Annotated in this window: 16 protein-coding genes, 1 tRNA gene and 1 pseudogene; 5 read left to right on the forward strand and 13 right to left on the reverse strand. The window is 74.7% G+C overall.

From position 1 onward, the window contains the following. Positions 1–4: 4 nt before the first annotated feature. Complete coding sequence (locus GCU67_RS16275; RefSeq protein WP_163612253.1) at positions 5–1,312, reverse strand: serine hydroxymethyltransferase; 1,308 nt, start codon at positions 1,310–1,312, stop codon at positions 5–7. Between the two features lie 134 nt (positions 1,313–1,446). Beyond that, positions 1,447–2,190: an L-threonylcarbamoyladenylate synthase gene (locus tag GCU67_RS16280; RefSeq protein WP_338105080.1), complete on the reverse strand. Its 744-nt coding sequence runs from the start codon at positions 2,188–2,190 to the stop codon at positions 1,447–1,449. Between the two features lie 359 nt (positions 2,191–2,549). Here GCU67_RS16280 and GCU67_RS23080 point away from each other — a divergent pair. Both GCU67_RS23080 and GCU67_RS16290 read left to right on the forward strand, forming a co-directional pair. Beyond that, positions 2,550–2,600 (forward strand): annotated as a pseudogene (locus tag GCU67_RS23080) (hypothetical protein); the annotation flags it as partial. A gap of 25 nt (positions 2,601–2,625) precedes the next feature. Next, complete coding sequence (locus GCU67_RS16290) at positions 2,626–2,901, forward strand: endo alpha-1,4 polygalactosaminidase (protein ID WP_163612254.1); 276 nt, start codon at positions 2,626–2,628, stop codon at positions 2,899–2,901. On the opposite strand, the gene prmC is transcribed toward GCU67_RS16290, so the two are convergent. From prmC to argS, 9 genes are all read right to left on the reverse strand, one after another. Continuing rightward, positions 2,871–3,743 (reverse strand): peptide chain release factor N(5)-glutamine methyltransferase, encoded by an 873-nt coding sequence (prmC, locus tag GCU67_RS16295; RefSeq protein ID WP_163612440.1) that lies wholly within the window; start codon positions 3,741–3,743, stop codon positions 2,871–2,873. The genes GCU67_RS16290 and prmC overlap by 31 nt on opposite strands. Further along, positions 3,740–4,816: a peptide chain release factor 1 gene (prfA, locus tag GCU67_RS16300; RefSeq protein ID WP_163612255.1), complete on the reverse strand. Its 1,077-nt coding sequence runs from the start codon at positions 4,814–4,816 to the stop codon at positions 3,740–3,742. Before prfA ends, prmC begins: the two co-directional genes overlap by 4 nt. Before the next feature lie 99 nt (positions 4,817–4,915). Further along, positions 4,916–5,152: a 50S ribosomal protein L31 gene (gene rpmE, locus GCU67_RS16305; RefSeq protein WP_163612256.1), complete on the reverse strand. Its 237-nt coding sequence runs from the start codon at positions 5,150–5,152 to the stop codon at positions 4,916–4,918. A gap of 178 nt (positions 5,153–5,330) precedes the next feature. Further along, positions 5,331–7,805 carry a transcription termination factor Rho gene (gene rho / locus GCU67_RS16310; protein ID WP_163612257.1) on the reverse strand — a complete coding sequence of 825 codons (2,475 nt, stop codon included), beginning with the start codon at positions 7,803–7,805 and terminating at the stop codon, positions 5,331–5,333. A 230-nt stretch (positions 7,806–8,035) separates the two neighbouring features. Further along, complete coding sequence (thrB, locus tag GCU67_RS16315; RefSeq protein ID WP_163612258.1) at positions 8,036–8,986, reverse strand: homoserine kinase; 951 nt, start codon at positions 8,984–8,986, stop codon at positions 8,036–8,038. Between the two features lie 41 nt (positions 8,987–9,027). Continuing rightward, a complete protein-coding gene (thrC, locus tag GCU67_RS16320) occupies positions 9,028–10,110 on the reverse strand; it encodes a threonine synthase (RefSeq protein ID WP_163612260.1) in 1,083 nt (360 codons plus the stop codon). Next, positions 10,107–11,405, reverse strand: coding sequence for a homoserine dehydrogenase (locus GCU67_RS16325; protein WP_163612261.1), 1,299 nt, complete (start codon positions 11,403–11,405; stop codon positions 10,107–10,109). The genes thrC and GCU67_RS16325 overlap by 4 nt, the downstream gene beginning before the upstream one ends. Then, positions 11,402–12,895, reverse strand: coding sequence for a diaminopimelate decarboxylase (gene lysA, locus GCU67_RS16330; RefSeq protein ID WP_163612262.1), 1,494 nt, complete (start codon positions 12,893–12,895; stop codon positions 11,402–11,404). The genes GCU67_RS16325 and lysA overlap by 4 nt, the downstream gene beginning before the upstream one ends. 58 nt (positions 12,896–12,953) lie before the next feature. Then, entirely contained in the window at positions 12,954–14,615 is a 1,662-nt protein-coding gene (gene argS / locus GCU67_RS16335) for an arginine--tRNA ligase (protein WP_163612263.1), read from the reverse strand. Positions 14,616–14,852: 237 nt separating this feature from the next. Here argS and GCU67_RS16340 point away from each other — a divergent pair, with 237 nt between their 5' ends. From GCU67_RS16340 to GCU67_RS16350, 3 genes are all read left to right on the forward strand, one after another. Next, on the forward strand, positions 14,853–15,617 hold the full coding sequence (locus GCU67_RS16340) for a DUF3105 domain-containing protein (protein WP_163612264.1): 765 nt from the start codon (positions 14,853–14,855) through the stop codon (positions 15,615–15,617). Positions 15,618–15,671: 54 nt separating this feature from the next. Next, positions 15,672–16,367, forward strand: coding sequence for a DUF305 domain-containing protein (locus GCU67_RS16345; protein WP_163612265.1), 696 nt, complete (start codon positions 15,672–15,674; stop codon positions 16,365–16,367). A gap of 124 nt (positions 16,368–16,491) precedes the next feature. Beyond that, positions 16,492–16,566 (forward strand) — tRNA-Arg (locus tag GCU67_RS16350). 76 nt (positions 16,567–16,642) lie between these two features. Here the strand turns inward: GCU67_RS16350 and GCU67_RS16355 are convergent. Both GCU67_RS16355 and GCU67_RS16360 read right to left on the reverse strand, forming a co-directional pair. Continuing rightward, complete coding sequence (locus tag GCU67_RS16355; protein ID WP_163612266.1) at positions 16,643–18,280, reverse strand: ATP-binding cassette domain-containing protein; 1,638 nt, start codon at positions 18,278–18,280, stop codon at positions 16,643–16,645. A 49-nt stretch (positions 18,281–18,329) separates the two neighbouring features. Then, entirely contained in the window at positions 18,330–19,301 is a 972-nt protein-coding gene (locus GCU67_RS16360; RefSeq protein WP_246215205.1) for an adenylate/guanylate cyclase domain-containing protein, read from the reverse strand. Positions 19,302–19,606 lie beyond the last annotated feature (305 nt).

Below are 19,606 nucleotides of genomic sequence, written 5' to 3' on the forward strand. Positions count from 1 at the left end.
GGGCTCAGACGGCCCGGACGGGCTCGGGGTACGCCGGATGGGCGCTGACGAGCTTCGCCACGCCTGCGGCGACCTCGGCGGTGCGGGAGCCGTCGGCGTCCCGGATCGCCGTCCCGATGAGCTGGGCGATCTCGGCCATGTCGGCCTCGACCATCCCCTGGGTGGTGACCGAGGGGCTGCCGACGCGGATGCCGGAGGCGATGGACGCCGGCTGCGGGTCGAAGGGGATCGCGTTCTTGTTCAACACGATGCCGGCGGCGTCGCAGCGGGCCTCGGCGACCTTTCCGGTGACCAGCTCGCCGGCGGTGTCGGTGACCTCCCGCAGGTCCAGCAGCGCCAGGTGGGTGTCGGTGCCCCCGGCGACCGGGCGCAGGCCCTCGGCGGCCAGGCCCGCGGTGAGCGCCTGGGCGTTGGCGACGACCTGGCGGGTGTAGGCCTGGTACTCCGGCTGCAGGCACTCCTTGAGGTTCACCGCCTTGGCGGCGACGGCGTGCATGAGCGGGCCGCCCTGCATCATCGGGAACGCCGACTTGTCGATGGCCTTGGCGTGCTCGGCCTTGCAGACGATCGCCCCACCGCGCGGACCGCGCAGCACCTTGTGGGTGGTGAAGGTGACGACGTCGGCGTACGGCACCGGCGAGGGGATGGCCTTGCCGGCGACCAGGCCGATGAAGTGCGCCGCGTCGACCATGAAGATCGCGCCGACCTCGTCGGCGATCTCCCGGAACGCGGCGAAGTCGATCAGCCGCGGGATCGCCGAGCCGCCGGCGATGATCAGCTTCGGCCGGTGTTCGCGGGCCAGGTCGCGCACCTGGTCGTAGTCGATGTGCTCCGTCTCCGGGTCGACCCCGTACTGGACGGCGTTGAACCACTTGCCCGAGAAGGAGACCTTGGTGCCGTGGGTCAGGTGCCCGCCGTGCGGCAGGGCCATGCCGAGCAGCGTGTCGCCGGGCTGCAGGAAGGCGCCGTAGGCGGCCAGGTTGGCGCTGGCACCGGAGTGCGGCTGCAGGTTGGCGTGCTCGGCGCCGAAGAGCTCCTTGGCCCGCTCGATGCCCAACGACTCCGCGCGGTCGACGACCTCGCAGCCGCCGTAGTACCGGCGGCCGGGGTATCCCTCGGCGTACTTGTTCGACAGCGTGCTCCCCAGCGCGGCGAGCACCGCGGGGCTGGTGAAGTTCTCGCTGGCGATCAGCTGGAGCCCGCTGCGGAGCCGGTCGAGCTCGTCGACGACGACGCTGGAGATCTCCGGGTCGAAGGCGGCCAGGGCGTCGAAGTCAGGACCCCAGTACGGGGTCGTGGCGGGGGTGCTCATCGCGGGTGCACTCCTGCTGCTCGGTGCCGGTGCCCGCGCGCACCCTCGAGCGGGCGCACACGGCTGTCGCACCACGGTATCGCTCTGGCATGGCGATCCTCCGGACCGCACCGCGGCCAGCGGCCGGGAGCCGGCTAGTCGGTGATCTCCGGGACGACGGCGCGGAGTGCTTCGAGGTCGATGGCGCCCAGGCGCAGCACCCGCGGGACCGGGGTGGTGCAGTCGACGATGGTGCTGGCCGCGGAGCTCGTCCGGGAGCCGCCGTCGAGCACGACCGCGGCCATCTCACCGAGCTGGTAGACGGCCTCGGCGGCGCTCGTCGCGGCGGGCCGGCCGGAGCGGTTGGCGCTGGAGACCGCGAGCGGGCCGGTCCGCCGCAGCAGGTCGCGGGTGATGTCGTCGGCGGGCAGCCGGACGGCGACCGTGCCCTCCGCGTCACCGAGGTCCCAGGCGAGCGTGGGGGCGTGCTCCACGACCAGCGTGAGGCCGCCGGGCCAGAACGCCTCGGCCAGCGTGGTCGCCGCCGGCGGGACGGTGGTGACCAGCCCGACCAGCGTGGACGCCTCGCCGATCAGCACGGGCACCGGCATGTTCCGCCCGCGGTTCTTCGCCGCCAGCAGCTTGCCGACCGCCCCCGGGGTGAAGGCGTCGGCCGCCACCCCGTAGACCGTGTCGGTCGGGGTGAGCACCAGGTCGCCGCGGGAGAGGGCAAGGGCGGCGGCGGTCAGGCCCGCCTCGCGCTGGTCGGGGTCGCTGCAGTCGTAGAGGTCCGCCACGGCTCGGGAGTCTCCCCCACCTTCGCTGCGCCCGTGCAACAGGTGGGTGTACCCGCGGTGTGCGCCGCCCTCGTCCTGCTGGCCGGCTGCGGCGCGTCGCACGAGGAGGCACCGCCGCCGTCCGGGCCACCGGTCGCCGCGCTGACCGGGCTGCCCGCCGGTGCTCGGGTCGACTACCAGCTCGGTGGCCCCCACCCGCCCGCAGCGAGCGTCGCCGGCGTCGTCCGAGACCGCACCGCGACGCCGGCCGCCGGCCTGTGGTCGGCCTGTCACGTCAACGCCTCCCAGACCCAGCCCGGGAGCTCAGGCTGCCGGCGGACCTGCTGCTGCACGGAGCGGACGGGCGGCCCGTGGAGGACCCGGACTGACGAAGGACCCCGCTGCCCCGCACCACTCGCGAGCTCGCGGCGGGACCCCGCAGCGGGGCCACGGCTGGGTTCACCGCGGTCGAGCCGGACGACCTGGACAGCTGGACCTGGTCCGACGGGCTGCTGGACGCCGACGACGCAGCGGCGACGGCCCGCGTCCTGGTCGACCGTGCACACGCCGCCGGGCTGGCGATCGGGCAGGAGGCCCCCCGAGCTGGCCGGGGCGGGACTGGGCTTCGACTACGCGGTGGCCGAGGACTGCGGCGCCTACGACGACTGCGCGGTCTGCACCGCCGGCTACGGCACCGTGCTGGACGTCGAGTACACCGACGAGGGGTTCGACGCGGCCTGCAGGACGCCCGGTCCGAGCGTGCAGCGGCGCGACCTCGACGTCACGCTGCCCGGCGACCCGGCCTACGTGGCGGCGTGGTGCCCGGACCGCTGAGCGGTCGTGTAGCGCGGGCGGCCGGCGAGGTCGGGGTGGTCGGCGACGTCGGTCCAGTGGCCGTGCGCCCGCACCAGCGCCGGCAGCGCGCTGCCCTGCAGGTCGGCGTGCTCGATGCCCAGCCAGCCCCCCGGACGCAGCAGCCGGACGGCGGTGTCGAGCAGGCCGCGGACGACGTCGAGCCCGTCGGGACCGCCCCACAGCGCCAGCGGCGGGTCGTGGTCGACGACCTCGCGGGGCAGCCGGGCGTCGTCCGGGACGTAGGGCGGGTTGGACACGACGACGTCGACGGCGCCGTCGAGCTCGGTGAGCAGCGCGGGGTCGGTCATGTCCCCGGACAGCACCTCGACCGGGGTGTCGCCGGCCGAGGCCCGGGTCGCGGCGTTGTGCCGGGTCCACTCGATGGCCCCGGGGTCCCGCTCGACGGCGAGCACGCGGACGCCGGGGTGCTCGTTGGCCACCGCGAGCGCGATCGCGCCGGAGCCGGTGCCCAGGTCGACGACGGTCGGCGCGGGCAGCCCGGCGATCCGCTCCAGCACCCAGCCGGCGACCAGCTCGGTCTCCGGCCGTGGGACGAACACGCCGGGGCCGACGGACAGCTCGAGGTGGCGGAAGGGCGCCGTCCCGGTCAGGTGCTGCAGCGGCACCCGGTCGGCCCGCTGCTCGACCAACGCGGCGAACCGCGCGACGGCGTCGTCGGGGACCTCACCGGTGGTGAGCAGCGCGGTGCGGGAGACCCCGAGGGCGGCGGCCAGCAACAGCTCCGCGTCGACCCGCGGGGACTCCACGCCGGCCTCGGCCAGCCGGGCCGCCGCCTCGCGGACCAGCTGCTGGGCGGTCAGGACTCCCCCGCCAGGAGCTCGGCGGTGTGCGCGGCGGTGAGCGCGTCCAGCACCGGGTCGAGCTCCCCGTCGAGGACGGCGTCGAGGTTGTGCGCCTTGAAGCCCACCCGGTGGTCGGAGAGGCGGTTCTCCGGGTAGTTGTACGTGCGCACCCGCTCGCTGCGGTCGACGGTGCGCACCTGGCTCCGGCGCTGGTCGGAGGCGGCGGCCTCGGCCTCCTCGCGGGCGGCGGCCAGCAGCCGGGAGCGCAGCACGCGCAGCGCGGACTCCCGGTTCTGCAGTTGGCTCTTCTCGTTCTGCGAGCTGACCACGATGCCGGTGGGCAGGTGGGTGATCCGCACCGCGGAGTCGGTGGTGTTCACGCTCTGCCCACCGGGGCCCGACGAGCGGAAGACGTCGATGCGCAGGTCGTTCGGGTCGACGGTGACGTCGACGTCCTCGGCCTCGGGCAGCACCAGGACGCCGACGGCGGAGGTGTGGATGCGGCCCTGGGACTCGGTGACCGGCACCCGCTGCACCCGGTGGACCCCGGCCTCGAACTTCAGCCGGCTGAAGATCCCCTCGTCGGTGCGGGACTTGATGGCCACCGCGACGTCCTTGTAACCGCCGAGCTCCGCCGGGACCGCCTCGAGGACCTCGATCGCCCAGCCGCGCCGCTCGGCGTAGCGCAGGTACATCCGCAGCATGTCGCCGACGAACAGCGCGGACTCCGCGCCGCCCTCCCCCGCCTTGACCTCGAGGATGACGTCCTTCTCGTCGTCGGGGTCCTTGGGCAGCAGCAGCTCGTTCAGCCGGGCGCTCAGCTCGCCGACGGACGCCTCGAGCTGCTCGGCCTCGGCGACGAACGACAGGTCGTCAGCGGCGAACTCCTGGGCCGCGCCCAGGTCGTCGCGGGCGGCGTCCAGCGCGCGGACGGTCTCGACCACCGGGGCGAGGGCGGCGTAGCGGCGGCCCAGCCGGCGGGCGCGGGCGGCGTCGGCGTGCACGGCGGGGTCGGCGAGCTCGGCCTCGAGGTCACGGTGCTCCGCGAGCAGGCCGGCGAGCCGGTCGTTGCCGGACTCGGGACTGCTCACGGGCACTCTCCTGGCGTCGAGGGGTGGGCTGCTGTCCGGACATGACGACGGCGCCTGTGCCGCTCTCCGGGGAGAGCGGCACAGGCGCCGTCGGGGGTGCTACTTCTCGGCGTCGGTGCTGGCGCCGGTGTTGCGCTTGCCGAACCGCTTCTCGAAGCGGGCGACGCGGCCACCGGTGTCCAGGATGCGCTGCTTGCCCGTGTAGAACGGGTGGCAGGCCGAGCAGGTCTCGACGGTCATGGTGCCGCCGGCCGCCGTGCTCTTGGTCTGGAACGTGTTGCCGCAACCGCAGGTCACCGTGGTGACGTGGTAGTCCGGGTGGATGTCGGCCTTCATGCCGGTACACCCTCTCTCTGGTCTCGTGGTCTGGTGTCTCACACGCCGCCGGGGTCTGGCCGACCCACGCGACGAAGGCTCGATGGACCAGTGTACGGCCCTCGCGAGGTGATGGAACGGCCCCCTCGCAGGGCCCCACCGCGAGCGTGCTCGCGGTGGGGGGCGAGAGGGTCCTTCCTCAGTCCTTCTCGCCCAGGCCCAGGGTCGTCTTCTGGACCTGCATGAGGAACTCGATGTTGTTGCGGGTCTTGCGCATGCGGTCGAGCAGCAGCTCGAGGGCCTGCTGGGGCTCCAGGGCCGAGAGCACCCGGCGCAGCTTGATCACGATCGCCAGCTCGTCCGGGGAGAGGAGGATCTCCTCCTTGCGGGTGCTGGAGGCGTTCACGTCGACGGCGGGGAAGACCCGCTTGTCGGCCAGCCGCCGGTCGAGCTTGAGCTCGGCGTTCCCGGTGCCCTTGAACTCCTCGAAGATGACCGTGTCCATCGTCGACCCGGTCTCGACCAGCGCCGAGGCGATGATCGTCAGCGAGCCGCCGTTCTCGATGTTGCGGGCGGCACCGAGGAAGCGCTTCGGCGGGTAGAGCGCCGTGGAGTCGACGCCACCGGAGAGGATGCGCCCGCTGGCGGGGGCCGCCAGGTTGTAGGCGCGGCCCAGCCGGGTGATCGAGTCCAGCAGGACGACGACGTCGTGGCCCATCTCGACCAGGCGCTTGGCCCGCTCGATCGACAGCTCCGCGACCGTGGTGTGGTCGGCCGGCGGCCGGTCGAAGGTCGAGGCGATGACCTCGCCCTTCACCGAGCGCTGCATGTCGGTGACCTCCTCGGGCCGCTCGTCGACGAGCACGACCATGAGGTGGACCTCGGGGTTGTTCACCGCGATGGCGTTGGCGATCGACTGCAGCACCATGGTCTTGCCGGCCTTGGGCGGGCTGACGATCAGGGCGCGCTGGCCCTTCCCGATCGGCATGACCAGGTCCATGATCCGGGTCGTCATCAGGTGCGACTCGGTCTCCAGCCGCAGGCGGTCCTGCGGGTAGAGCGGGGTCAGCTTGGTGAACTCCGGCCGGTCCTTGGCCTGCTCGGGGTCCAGGCCGTTGACCGACTCGAGCCGGACGAGCGCGTTGTACTTGTCCTTCTTCTCGCCCTCACGGGGCTGACGGACCGCACCGGTGATCGCGTCACCGCGGCGCAGGCCGTAGCGGCGCACCTGGGCCAGGGAGACGTAGACGTCGTTCGGGCCGGTGAGGTAGCCGGACGTGCGCACGAAGGCGTAGCTGTCCAGCACGTCCAGGATGCCGGCGACCGGCAGCAGGACGTCGTCGTCGCTGACGGCGGGCTCACCGGAGTCGAAGCGCTCGCGGCCACCGGGGGCGTTGCCGCCGCGGCGGTTGCGGTCGCGGTACCGGCGACCCCGGCGGCCACGGCCGTCGAAGTCGTCGTCGTCCTCGTCGGGGCGGGCGTCACGGTCGGCGCGCGCGGCGTCGGGGCGCTCGGTGCGGGTGTCCGTGCGGGCACCGTCCCGCCCGGCGTCACGCCCGTCGCGGCCGTCGCGGGCACCGTCGTTGGCGTTGCGGTTGCGGTTGCGGCCGCCCCGCTCCTCGCCGTCGCGGGCAGCGCCGTCACGGTTGCGGTCATCGCGGTCGGCACCGTCACGGGCCGGGCGGTCAGCACCGTCACGCGCCGGACGCTCGCCACCATCACGAGCCGGACGGTCAGCACCGTCACGGGCCGGACGGTCGCCACCGTCACGCACGGGACGCTCGCCACCCTCACGAGCCGGACGGTCGCCACCGTCACGGGCCGGACGGTCGCCACCGTCACGCACGGGACGCTCGCCACCCTCACGAGCCGGACGGTCGCCACCATCACGCACGGGACGGTCGCCACCATCACGCACGGGACGGTCGCCACCGTCACGCACGGGACGCTCGCCACCCTCACGAGCCGGACGGTCGCCACCGTCACGGGCGGGACGGTCGCCACCGTCACGCACGGGACGCTCGCCACCCTCACGAGCCGGACGGTCGCCACCGTCACGGGCGGCGCGCTCGCGGCGGGTGCGCGGCGGGCGCTCCTCCTCGGTGCGGGCCTCGACCTGCGAGTCCTGCGCGTCGCGGCCGCCGGCCTGGACCGGGGCACTGTCGGCGACGGCCGGCTCGGTCACGGTCTCGGCGGTGTCCACGGTCGGGGCGCCGGCGGGACGGCTGGCGCCGCGGCGGCGACGGCCGGTGGGGGCGGGGTCGGCCACGGCGTCCGGGGTGCTGTCGTCCGCGGGGGCGCCGGTGACCGGACCCCCGTTGGCGCCACCGCTGACCGGCGCCTCGAGCGGGGCGGCCGAGGCGGGGGCACTCGGGGCGGGCGGCGTGGTGTCGCCCGGGATGCTGTCGGCGCGGGGCGCCGGGGCATCAGCGGCGGGCGCGGAGCCAGTGGTGCCGGACCCGCCCACCTGCCGCTCGGAGATGGCGGCGACGAGGTCGCTCTTGCGCATCTTGCCGGTGCCGGCGATGCCCAGCTCGCCGGCCAGGCGCTGCAGCTCGGGCAGCAGCATCCCGGCCAGGCCGGTGCCGCGGCGACGGGAGCGGGCGGCCGCTCCGTTGCCGGCGGCTGCCTCGTCGGACGGTGCGCCGTCGAGGAGGTCGGTGGTCTCGCTCACGTACAGGTCCTTCCCTGCGGTGACCTGCGCCTACCAGCGCAGGAGGTGACCCGCTCCCTGAGGCGAGAGCCCTGGTGAGGACGTCCGCGTCGGCGGGGAGTGCACGGGTCTGTGGAGGTGCGAGGAGGTCGGCGGCGACGGATCGCGGCCCACGCCCCGCTCGAGGCGCGCCCGGAGGCGGCTACAACGTCAGCCTAGACACAGCCTGACGTCGCCCACAACACAGTCCGTCACCGGTGTGTTCCAGGCGACTCAGACGATACCGCACCGTGATCACGCCCCTGCGGGGTGACGACCGCGCCGTCGTGGTCGACGCGCAGCGGCAGGCAGGCCCACCCCTCGGGGACGGCGGCGGCCAGCTCGCGCACCGCCGCGGCCGGGGCCGGGTCGCCCGGGTGCTCGTCGGGGCCCAGCACGGCCAGCGCGAGCACGCACGGCCCGGCGCCGGAGACCACCGCGGCGTGACCGTCGGTGCGCAGCCGGGCCAGCAGCTCCGCGCTGGCGGGCATCGCCGCGGCACGCTGGGGCTGGTGCAGTCGGTCCTCGGTGCCCTCGAAGAGCAGCGCCGGGTCACGGGTGAGCGCGTGCACGAGCAGCGCCGAGCGGCCGGCGGCGTGGGCGGCGTCGGCGTGCGGCACGGTGGCCGGCAGCAGCCCGCGGGCCAGGTGGGTCGACAGCGTGGTGCCCGGGACGAAGAGCACCGGGGTGATGGTCGGGTCGACGGCCAGCCGGGCCGCCCGGGCGCCGGCCGGCGTCGTCCAGGACAGGGTCGCCCCGCCCAGCAGGCACGGCGCGACGTTGTCCGGGTGGCCCTCCAGCTCCGACAGCAGCCGCAGCACGGCCGCGTCGTCGACGGCGGTCACGTCGGGGCACAGCGCCCAGGCGGCGAGCACGCCGGCGGTGACGGCGGCGGCCGAGGAGCCCATCCCCCGGCCCTGCGGGATGCCGTTGCGTGCGGTGAGCCGGAGCCCGGACGGCGTCCAGCCCAGCTCGGCGCACGCCGCGCGGAACGCCTGCACGACCAGGTGCGACTCGTCGGTGGGCAGCTCGCCGGCGCCCTCACCGGAGACCTCGACGACCAGGCCGCCGTCGGTGACCGCGACGTCGAGGGTGTCCCAGCAGGTGAGCGCCAACCCGGCGCAGTCGAAGGCCGGCCCGAGGTTCGCGCTCGTCGCCGGCACCCGGATGCGGACTCCCCCGGCCCCGTTGCCCACCGTGGTGCTCAGAGCCCGAGCTGGGCGGCCGCCGCGGCGGCGTCGACCGGGACGGTGACCGGCACCGGCGCTCCGGAGATGGCCCACTCCGGGTCCTTGAGGCCGTTGCCGGTGACCGTGCAGACCACCCGCTGGCCCGGCTCCAGGCCGCCGGCCTCGGCGACCTGCAGCAGCCCGGCGACCGAGGCGGCCGAGGCCGGCTCGACGAAGACGGCCTCGCTGCGGGCCAGCAGCCGGTAGGCGGCCAGGATCGCCCGGTCGGTGACGGCGTCGATCCGGCCGCCGGACTCGTCCCGGGCGGCCAGCGCCTTGGTCCAGGACGCAGGGTTGCCGATCCGGATGGCGGTGGCGATCGTCTCGGGGCGCTCGACCACCCGGCCGGTCACGATCGGCGCGGCGCCGGCGGCCTGGAAGCCCCACATCGCCGGCGTGTGCGTGGCGGTGCCGTCAGCGGCGTACTCGCGGTAGCCCTGCCAGTAGGCGGTGATGTTGCCGGCGTTGCCGACCGGCAGGCAGTGCACGTCCGGGGCGTCGCCGAGGACGTCGACGATCTCGAACGCGGCCGTCTTCTGCCCCTCGATGCGGTACTGGTTGACGCTGTTGACCAGGCTGACCGGGTAGTCGATGGCGAGCTTGCTGGCCAGCGCCAGGCAGTCGTCGAAGTTGCCCTCGACCTGCAGCAGCTTGGCCCCGTGCACCAGCGCCTGGGCGAGCTTGCCGGTGGCGATCTTGCCCTGCGGCACGAGGACGGCGCAGGTCATCCCGGCGCGGGCGGCGTAGGCCGCGGCACTCGCGCTGGTGTTGCCGGTGGAGGCGCAGATGACGGCCTGGGCGCCCTCCTCGAGGGCCTTGGTGATCGCCATCGTCATGCCGCGGTCCTTGAACGACCCGGTCGGGTTGGCGCCCTCGACCTTGAGGAACACCTCGCAGCCGGTGCGGCGGGAGAGCTCCGGTGCGGGCACCAGCGGGGTCGCCCCCTCCTGCAGGGTCACCACCGGCGTCGACGGGCTCACCGGCAGCCGGTCCCGGTAGGCCTCGATCAGCCCCGGCCAGAACGGATGGACCGCTCCGCTCGACGTCGTCCCGGTCATGACAGCCCCTCGACTCGTAGGACGCTGGTGACGCCCCGGACAGCGGGCATCTCCCGCAGCTTCTCCACCGTGGTGGCCAGCGCCGCGTCGGGCGCCCGGTGGGTGACGATGACCAGTGTGGCGGCGTCGCCGTGCCCGTCCTGGCGGACGGTGGCGATGCTGACGCCGTGCGCGGCGAACTCCTGCGCGACCTGGGCCAGCACGCCCGGCACGTCCGCGACGTCCAGGCTCACGTGGTAGCGGGTGGGGGTGTCGGCCATCGGGCGCACGGTCAGCCCGGCGTAGCCGGTCGTCCCGGGGCCGGCCACGCCGTTGATGCGGTTGCGGGCGACGGCGACCAGGTCGCCCAGGACGGCGCTGGCGGTGGGCTCGCCGCCGGCCCCGCGTCCGTAGAACATCAGCTCGCCGGCGGCCTCGGCCTCGACGAAGACGGCGTTGAACGCCCCGCCGACCGCGGCCAGCGGGTGCGTCGTCGGGATCATCGCCGGGTGCACCCGGACGGCGACCGCGTCGTCGGCGCCGTTGGACCCGGCGACCCGCTCGCAGATGGCCAGCAGCTTGACCGTGCAGCCGATCTCCGCGGCCCGGGCGACATCGGTGGCCGAGACCGCGGAGATGCCCTCGCGGTACACGTCGGCGGCGGTCACCGGGGAGTGGAAGGCCAGCGAGGCCAGGATCGCGGCCTTCGCGGCGGCGTCGAAGCCGTCGACGTCGGCGGTCGGGTCGGCCTCGGCGTAACCCAGCTCGGTGGCCTCGGCCAGCGCCTCGCCGAAGCCGGCGCCGGTCTCGGCCATCCGGGACAGGATGTAGTTCGTCGTCCCGTTGACGATGCCCACGACCCGGCGCAGCTGGTCACCGGCCAGGGACTCCCGCAGCGGGCGCAGCAGCGGGATGGCCCCGGCGACGGCGGCCTCGTAGTAGAGGTCCACCCCGCCCTCGGCGGCCGCGGCGTGCAGCGCGACGCCGTCGTCGGCGAGCAGCGTCTTGTTGGCGCTGACCACGGACTTGCCCGCGGCCATCGCGGCCAGCAGCAGCGAGCGGGCCGGCTCGATGCCGCCGATCACCTCGACCACCAGGTCGACGTCGGGTCGGGTCACCAGCACCATCGCGTCGGTGGTGAGCAGGTCGGCCGGGACGTCGGGGTGCCGGTCGGGACGCCGGACGGCGACCCCGGCGACCTCAATCCGGCGGCCCACCCGGGCGGCGAGGTCCTCGGCCTGCTCGGACAGCAGGCGCAGCACGGCGCCGCCGACGGTGCCGCAGCCGAGCAGCGCGACCTTCAGGGGCTCGCTCACGAGGTTGCTCCGACCGGGTGCTCGGGGGCCGGCTGGTCGATCGCCGGGCTGGGGGCGGGGACGCCGGCGAGGACGGCGTCGAGGGCGAACACGTCGGCCAGTGTCTGCCGACGGACGATCTCGGTGGCCGCACCGTCGCGCACGGCGACCACCGGGGGCTTGAGCAGGTAGTTGTAGTTGCTCGCCATCGACCAGCAGTAGGCGCCGGTGGCGGCGACCGCCAGCAGGTCGCCGGCCTGGACGTCGGAGGGCAGCCACAGGTCGCGGACCAGGATGTCGCCGCTCTCGCAGTGCTTGCCGACCACCCGGCACAGCGCCGGCGGGGCGTCGGAGCTGCGGTTGGCCAGCACGCAGGTGTAGCTGGCGTCGTAGAGGGCGGTGCGGATGTTGTCGCTCATCCCGCCGTCGACCGAGACGTAGTTGCGCACCAGCGGGGCGCCCGGCGAGCCGCCGGAGCCCAGCCGCACCGGCTTGATGGTGCCGATCTCGTAGAGGGTCACCGTGCCCGGCCCGGCGATGGCCCGGCCCGGCTCGACGGCCAGCCGCGGCACCGGCAGCCCCAGCGCCGCACACTCGGCGGCGACCACCGAGCGCAGCTTCACCGCGACGTCGGCGGCGCTGACCGGGTCGTCCTCGGACAGGTAGGCGATGCCGAAGCCACCGCCGAGGTTGAGCTCGCCGAGCACCTCCCCGGTGGCCTGGTGGACCTGGCCCATCAGCCCGACGACGCGGTGCGCGGCGGCCTCGAACCCGGCGGTGTCGAAGATCTGCGACCCGACGTGGCTGTGCAGGCCCGACAGGTGCAGCGCCGGCTCCCGGATGACCCGGACGGCGGCGGTGAGCGCGTCCCCGGTGGCGAGGGAGAAGCCGAACTTCTGGTCCTCGTGGGCGGTGGCGATGAACTCGTGGGTGTGCGCCTCGATGCCGACCGTGGAGCGGATCAGCACCGGTACCGGCGCGCCCCCGGCGGCCACCCGGTCCGCGGCGAGGGGCACCAGGCGCTCGATCTCGTCGAAGGAGTCCAGCACCACGTGGCCGATGCCGGCGTCGACGGCCAGCTGCAGCTCCACCAGCGACTTGTTGTTGCCGTGCAGCGCGATCCGCCCGGCCGGGAAGCCGGCGGCCAGCGCGACGGCCAGCTCGTTGCCGCTGCAGGCGTCCAGGTGCAGCCCGTCCTCGGCGATCCAGCGGGCCACCTGCCCGCAGAGGAACGCCTTGGAGGCGTAGTGGACGTCGGCGTCGGTGAAGGCGTCGGCGAAGTCCGCGGCCCGGCTGCGGAAGTCGGCCTCGTCGAGGACGAACAGCGGGGTGCCGTGCGCACGCGCCAGGTCGGTCACCGACCGGCCGGCCAGGTGCAGCTCGCCGTCGACGCGGCGGGCCGAACGCGGCCACACCAGGGGGTCGAGCGCGCCGAGGTCGTCGGGGGCGGGACCCGCGGCCGGCGGCGGGGAGATGCCGGCGTGCAGCGGCCCGGCGGGGTGCGCCCTCACGGTCGGTCCTCTCGGTCGCGCAGGGGCGGACGTGGCCACTTCCGCCCGGGGTCGGCGGTCACATGCGCTCCGGGGCGGAGACGCCGAGCACGGTCAGTCCGTTGGCGAGCACGGTGGCCGTCGCCGCGCACAGCCACAGCCGGGCGGTGGTCAGCGGGGTGGCCTCCTCGTCACCGCGCGGCAGCACCCGGCAGGCGTCGTAGAAGCGGTGGTAGGTGCCGGCCAGCTCCTCCAGGTACCGGGCGACCCGGTGCGGGGCGCGCAGCTCCGCGGCTGAGGACACCACGGCCGGGAACTCCGCGATCGCCCGCAGCAGGTCGCTCTCCCGCTGGGTCTCCAGCAGCGCCGTGTCGACGTCGGCGGCCTCGCCCAGCGGGAGCCCGAGGTCGGCCGCGCCGCGCAGCAGCGAGGCGATCCGGGCGTGGGCGTACTGGACGTAGAAGACCGGGTTGTCGTTGGTCTTCTTCGTCCAGGCGTCCAGGTCCAGGTCGATCTGCTGGTCGACCGAGGCCCGGGCCAGGGCGTACCGGGCGGCGTCGGCGCCGATCGCGTCGACCAGGTCCTCGAGGTTGACCACCGTGCCGGCCCGCTTGCTCATCCGCACCGGTTCGCCGTTGCGGACCAGGTTGACCAGCTGGCCGATCAGGATCTCCAGGTTCGTGGCCGGGTCGTCGCCCATCGCCGCGACCAGCGCCTTGTACCGGCCCACGTAGCCGGTGTGGTCGGCGCCGAGCATGATCACGACCCGGTCGAAGCCGCGCTCCCGCTTGTCCAGGTAGTAGGCGCAGTCGGCGGCGAAGTAGGTGGGCTCGCCGTCGCTCTTGACCAGCACCCGGTCCTTGTCGTCGGCGAAGGTCGTCGTCCGCAGCCACACCGCGCCGTCGGTCTCGTAGACGTGGCCCTGCTCCCGGAGCCGGGTCACCGCCTTGTCCAGCGCGCCGCTGTCGTGCAGCGTCTTCTCGGAGAAGTACGTGTCGAAGACGACGCCGAAGCCGGCCAGGCTGCGCTTGATCTCGGCGAACATCAGCTCGACGCCGTGCACCCGGAAGCGCTCCTGCTGCTCCTCGGCCGGCAGCTCCAGGACGCCGGGCTCGGCCGCCACGACCTGGGCGGCGATCTCGCCGATGTAGTCGCCGGCGTAGCCGTCCTCGGGCACCGGCCGGCCGTTCGCCGCGGCCATCAGGCTCTGGGCGAACCGGTCGATCTGGGAGCCGGCGTCGTTGAAGTAGTACTCGCGGGACACCTCGGCGCCGCTGGCGGTCAGCAGCCGGCCGAGCGCGTCGCCGACGGCGGCCCACCGGGTGCCGCCGATGTGCACCGGCCCGGTCGGGTTGGCCGAGACGAACTCCAGGTTCAGCCGCTGCCCGGCCAGGGCGTCGGTGCGCCCGTAGGCCCCCCCTGCCGTGACCGTGTCGACCGCGACCCTGCCCAGGACGTCCTTGGCCAGGGTGATGTTGAGGAAGCCCGGCCCGGCGATCTCCACGGCGGCGACGCCGTCGGCCGCGCGCAGCTCGGCGGCCACGGCCTCGGCGACCTCGCGGGGCGGCCGGCCGGCCGGCTTGGCCAGCCGCATGGCGATGTTGGTGGCGTAGTCGCCGTGCTCGGGGTTCTTCGGGCGGTCGATCACGACCACGTCGGGGACGGCGACCGCGAGCGTGCCGCGCTCCACGGCCGCCGCGACTGCGGACCGGACGACGTCGCTGAGCTGCTCGGGTGTCACCGCTCGATCGTACGGAGCGGCGCACCCCTGTTCTGACCAGCCCGCCGTGCGTCCCACAGGGTGAGCACGCCGACACCCGCAGCCGTCCGCGGGAGCCCGTTCCCCACAGGGTGGCGACCTACACTCGCTGCCGCCGGACGGGACCACTGTCCGGCGGACGGCGGAGGACCTGCGCCTCCCCGGGACGCGGTGCACCCCGACGCGGAGCACCCCCACGCAGAGCAGTCAGGAGCGGCAGTGGCCAAGGACCCCAAGCCCCAGAACGGTGGCGCCACCCGAGCCGGCTCGTCCGGCGGGCGCACCCCCGGAGGGAAGGGCCGCACCCGCCCGCCGGTCAACGTGGTGACCCCGCAGCGGCCCTGGGGCCTGATCGCCGCCGCCGTCGCGGTCGCGGTGTTCGCCGTCGCCGTCCTCGGTTACGCCGTCGTCACCGTCAACCGGTCCAACGCCGACAAGGTGACCTCGGCCGACCAGATCGCCGGCCTGGGCACCTTCGAGTACGCCGGTGCCCAGCACGTCACCACACCGGTCACCTACACCGAGTCGCCCCCGGTCGGCGGCCCGCACGACAACGAGTGGGCCGACTGCACCGGCACGGTCTACGACGTCGACGTCCGGCACGAGAACGCAGTGCACAGCCTCGAGCACGGCGCCGTCTGGGTCAGCTACAACCCCGACACCATCGCCGACGGCGAACTCGACACGCTCAAGGAGCTCGTCGACGGCCGGCAGGGCATGATGTTGTCTCCCTATGCCGGGCTGACCTCCCCCATCAGCCTGCAGTCGTGGAACCACCAGGTGTTCGTCGACTCCGCCGCCGACGAGCGCGTCGAGCAGTTCGCCGACTTCATGGTGTTCAACGCCGACTTCTCCCCCGAGCCCGGCGCCACCTGCTCGAACCCCGCGTTCATCTCCGACCCGCTCGTCGCCGGCGACCAGACCCGGGTCGGTGGCACCGCCGTGCCCAGCGACGCGCCGGTCAGCGAGACCCCCGCGCCCTGACCCCGGCGCACCCGGCCGCGGCAGCGCGCCGCGGCCACTCGTGAGAGGCACCCGATGACCCAGCCCACCGCTCCCCCGGCCCGCCGGGCGCTGACCGCCGTCCTCGTCGCGGTCATCGCCGTCGGCCTGCTGGTGGCCGGCGGTGGGCTGGCGGTGGCCGCCGGGATCGGGCGCAGCGACACCCCGGCGGCCGACTCGGTCGACGCGGGGTTCTCCCGGGACATGTCCCGCCACCACCTGCAGGCCGTCGAGATGGCCGACATGGCGCTCACCCACAGCTCCGACGACGAGGTGCGCCGACTGGCCTTCGACATCTCCGCGACCCAGACCAACCAGGCGGGCCGGATGCAGGGCTGGCTGGCGTTGTGGGGCCTGCCGGCCACCAGCGGCGAGGTCATGGGCTGGATGGACGACGGCGCGATGTCCGGGCACGTCATGGGCGGCATGTCCGGGCACGACGTCGACCCGGCGGCCGCCGCCGACGGCGCGGTGATGCCCGGCATGGCCACCGAGACCGAGCTGACCGAGCTGCGCGGGGAGTCCGGGCCGGCCTTCGACGTGCTGTTCCTGCAGCTGATGACCCGCCACCACCAGGGCGGGCTGGAGATGGCCGAGTACGGCGAGGACCACGCGTCCGAGCCCGCGGTCGCCAGCCTGGCCCGCTCGATCGCGCAGAGCCAGACCGCGGAGACCACGACCATGGAGCAGATGCTGCGAGCCCGCGGTGGAGTCCCGCTGCCGGCCCCCTGACCGTCGGCCGGCTCGCCACCGGAGCCCCTCACCGGGCCTGGGACGACGGCTGGTAACGTCCCACCGGCGCCGAGCGAGAGCGGAGCGCGCGCACCACGGCACGACCGCAGCACCGCACGTACGAGCCCCCGTAGCTCAGGGGATAGAGCACTGCCCTCCGGAGGCAGGGGCGCAGGTTCGAATCCTGCCGGGGGCACCACCAGCCCCGCGCTCGTACCGCGACTCCCCGCCCGCTCGGCCCCCGGCCGAGCGGGCGGAGTCGTCTCCGGGTCGTCTCAGTCCTCCGTCACCCGACCGCCGGCGACGGCGAACCGGCGCGTGGTGTGCACGGCGTCGAGCATCCGCCGGTCGTGCGTCACCAGCAGCAGCGTGCCCGGGTAGTCGGCCAGCGCCTGCTCCAGCTGCTCGATCGCCGCCAGGTCCAGGTGGTTGGTCGGCTCGTCGAGCACCAGCACGTTCACCCCGCGGGCCTGCAGCAGCGCCAGCGCCGCCCGGGTCCGCTCCCCCGGCGACAGGGTGCCGGCCGGGCGCAGCACGTGGTCGGCGCGCAGCCCGAACTTCGCCAGCAGCGTGCGCACCTCGGCGTCGGGCAGGTCGGGCACCTCGGCGCCGAACGCCGAGGCCAGCGGCTCCTCGCCCAGGAACAGGCCGCGCACCTGGTCGACCTCGCCCAGCCGGACGCCGGAGCCCAGCGTCGCCGTCCCCTCCGCCAGCGGCACGCGGCCGAGCAGCGCGCCCAGCAGCGTGGACTTGCCGCTGCCGTTGGCCCCGGTGATCGCCACCCGGTCACCCCAGGCGACCTGCAGGTCCAGCGGGCCGAGGGTGAACGACCCGCGCCGGACGACGGCGCCGTTGAGCGTGGCGACGACGGTGCCCGAGCGGGGCGCGGGGGCGATCTCCATCCGCAGCTCCCACTCCTTGCGCGGCTCCTCGACCACCTCCAGCCGCTCGATCCGCCGCTCGGTCTGCTTGGCCTTGGCCGCCTGCTTCTCCGAGCTGGCCCGGTTGGCGGCCTTGATGTGCTTGTCGCCGTCCTTGGACTTCTTGATCGAGTCGCGCACGCCCTTGGCCATCCAGTTGCGCTGCATCTGCCCGCGCGCCTCGAGCGAGGCCTTCGTGTCGGCGAACTCCTCGAACTCCTCGCGGGCGTGCCGGCGGGCGACCTCCCGCTCGACGAGGTAGGCCTCGTAACCGCCGTCGTGCACCCGCACCAACTGCTGGGCCAGGTCCAGCTCGACGACCCGGGTGACGGTGCGGGCCAGGAACTCGCGGTCGTGGCTGACCAGCACCACCCCGGTGCGCAGCCGGGTGACGAAGCGCTCCAGCTGCTCCAGCCCGGCCAGGTCCAGGTCGTTGGTGGGCTCGTCGAGCAGCAGGACGTCGTAGCGCGACAGCAGCAGCGAGGCCAGCCCCACCCGGGCGGCCTGCCCGCCGGACAGCCCGGTCATCGCCGCGTCCAGGCCCACCCCGGGCGCGACCTCGGCGACCACCTCCGCCGACCGCTCGGCCAGGTCGGCGCCGCCCAGGGCCAGCCACCGCTCCAGGGCGTCGGCGTAGGCGTCGTCGGCGCCGTCCTCACCCGCGGTCAGCGCCTCGAGGGCGTCGTCCATGACCCGCTGGGCGTCGGCGACGCCGGTGCGCCGGGCGAGGGCGTCGAGCACCGTCTCCCCCGGCAGCCGCTCGTGCTCCTGCGGCAGGTAGCCGACGCTCGCCGACGGCGGGCTGAGCACGATCTCCCCGGCCTCGGCGGGCAGGACGCCGGCCAGGGTCTTCAGCAGGGTCGACTTCCCGGCGCCGTTGACCCCGACCAGGCCGACGACGTCGCCGGGAGCGACGACCAGGTCGAGGTCGGCGAACAGGACCCGGGCGCCGTGACCGGCGGCGAGGGAACGGGCGAGCAGGGTGGCGGACACCTGCACATCGTGCCGACCGGGCTGCCCGCGCCGCGAACGGGTTCCGCCGTCAGTCCAGCCGGCCCCCGCCGTCCGGGGAGTCGAGCACGTCGTCGGCGATCTCGTCGAGCAACTGCTCCAGGGCGGTCACCCCGGGGGCCTCGTCGTCCTCGGTGCCCCGGCGGCGGACCAGCCAGGGCTGCAGGTGGTCGTAGCCACGCACCGAGACCCGGCGCAGCGGCCGCACCCGGTAGGCGGGCACCCCGCGCAACTGGCGGGCCAGCTGCTCGTCGACCAGCACGGTGGCCGGCCGGGCGATCGAGGTCAGCCGGCTGGCCAGGTTCACCACCGGGGAGTAGACGTCGCCGAGCCGGGTGAGGACCGGGCCGAAGGCCGCGCCGACCCGCAGCGGCGGCCGGTCGGGGGCCGCCCACTCGTCGGGCAGCCGCAGCGCGATCTCCACGGCGTCCACCGGGTCGGTGCAGGTGTAGAGCACGGCGTCACCGACGGTCTTGACCACCCGGCCGCGGTGCCGGGCGATGAGGTCGGCGGCCAGGCCCTCGAAGTCCTCGACCATGGCGCCCAGCTCCCGCCCGCCCATGCCGCGCGAGCGGGAGGTGTAGCCCACCAGGTCGGCGAACCCGACGGCCAGCTCGCGCCGGTCGACCGCGCCCGGTCCGGTGGCGAACAGCCGGCCGGCGTTGGCGGTCAGGTGCCGGCGCCACACGTAGTCCTGCAGCTCGGCCATCAGCGGCAGCAGGTCCTCGGTCGCCGCGACGACGTCGGCACCCACGTCCTCCCCCTCGGCGGCAGCCAGCTGGCCGGCGAGCATGTCGGTCTGCCAGTCGGCCAGCCGGGCCAGCGACTGGCCCATCGCGCGGGCGACCGAGGCCTCCGCGCCGGCGCCGACGAAGCCGGAGTCGATCAGCGCCGACAGCCGGGCCAGCGCGGTGACGTCGGCGTCGGTGAACGCGGGGTCGTCGTCGGCGACGTCGGCGAAGCCCAGGGCCCGCCACAGCCGCTGGGTGCGCTCGGGCGGCATCCCGGCCAGCGCGGAGACCTGGCCCCGGGTGTAGCGGCGCGGCCCGCCCAGGAGCAGCTGCTCGAGGGCCTCGCGGGGGTCGGTGCCGCCGGAGGGCGGCCCGGACCCGGCCCCGGTCAGCGGTCGGTCCGCGGGACGGCGCTCACGGCGGTCGAACCTAGCCGACCGCCGGGCACCCGCTGCCGGGCCGATCCCCGACGCGGTGGTCCGGGACGCCCCTCGACGGGCCGGGCTGCGCCAGGATGGCCGCGGCGCCGGACCGGCCGGCGCGCCGGCGAGGAGGACGAGATCAGCAGCGCCAGACA

The organism is Modestobacter muralis (genome assembly GCF_010682105.1).
GTDB lineage: Bacteria > Actinomycetota > Actinomycetes > Mycobacteriales > Geodermatophilaceae > Modestobacter > Modestobacter muralis.

Coding starts and splice junctions, on each gene's coding strand:
- GCU67_RS16360 (WP_246215205.1), bottom strand. CDS start 19,301: ATGCCGCCCGAGCGCACCCAGCGGCTGTGGCGGGCCCTGGGCTTCGCC.
- thrC (WP_163612260.1), bottom strand. CDS start 10,110: ATGACCGGGACGACGTCGAGCGGAGCGGTCCATCCGTTCTGGCCGGGG.
- GCU67_RS16275 (WP_163612253.1), bottom strand. CDS start 1,312: ATGAGCACCCCCGCCACGACCCCGTACTGGGGTCCTGACTTCGACGCC.
- GCU67_RS16345 (WP_163612265.1), top strand. CDS start 15,672: ATGACCCAGCCCACCGCTCCCCCGGCCCGCCGGGCGCTGACCGCCGTC.
- rpmE (WP_163612256.1), bottom strand. CDS start 5,152: ATGAAGGCCGACATCCACCCGGACTACCACGTCACCACGGTGACCTGC.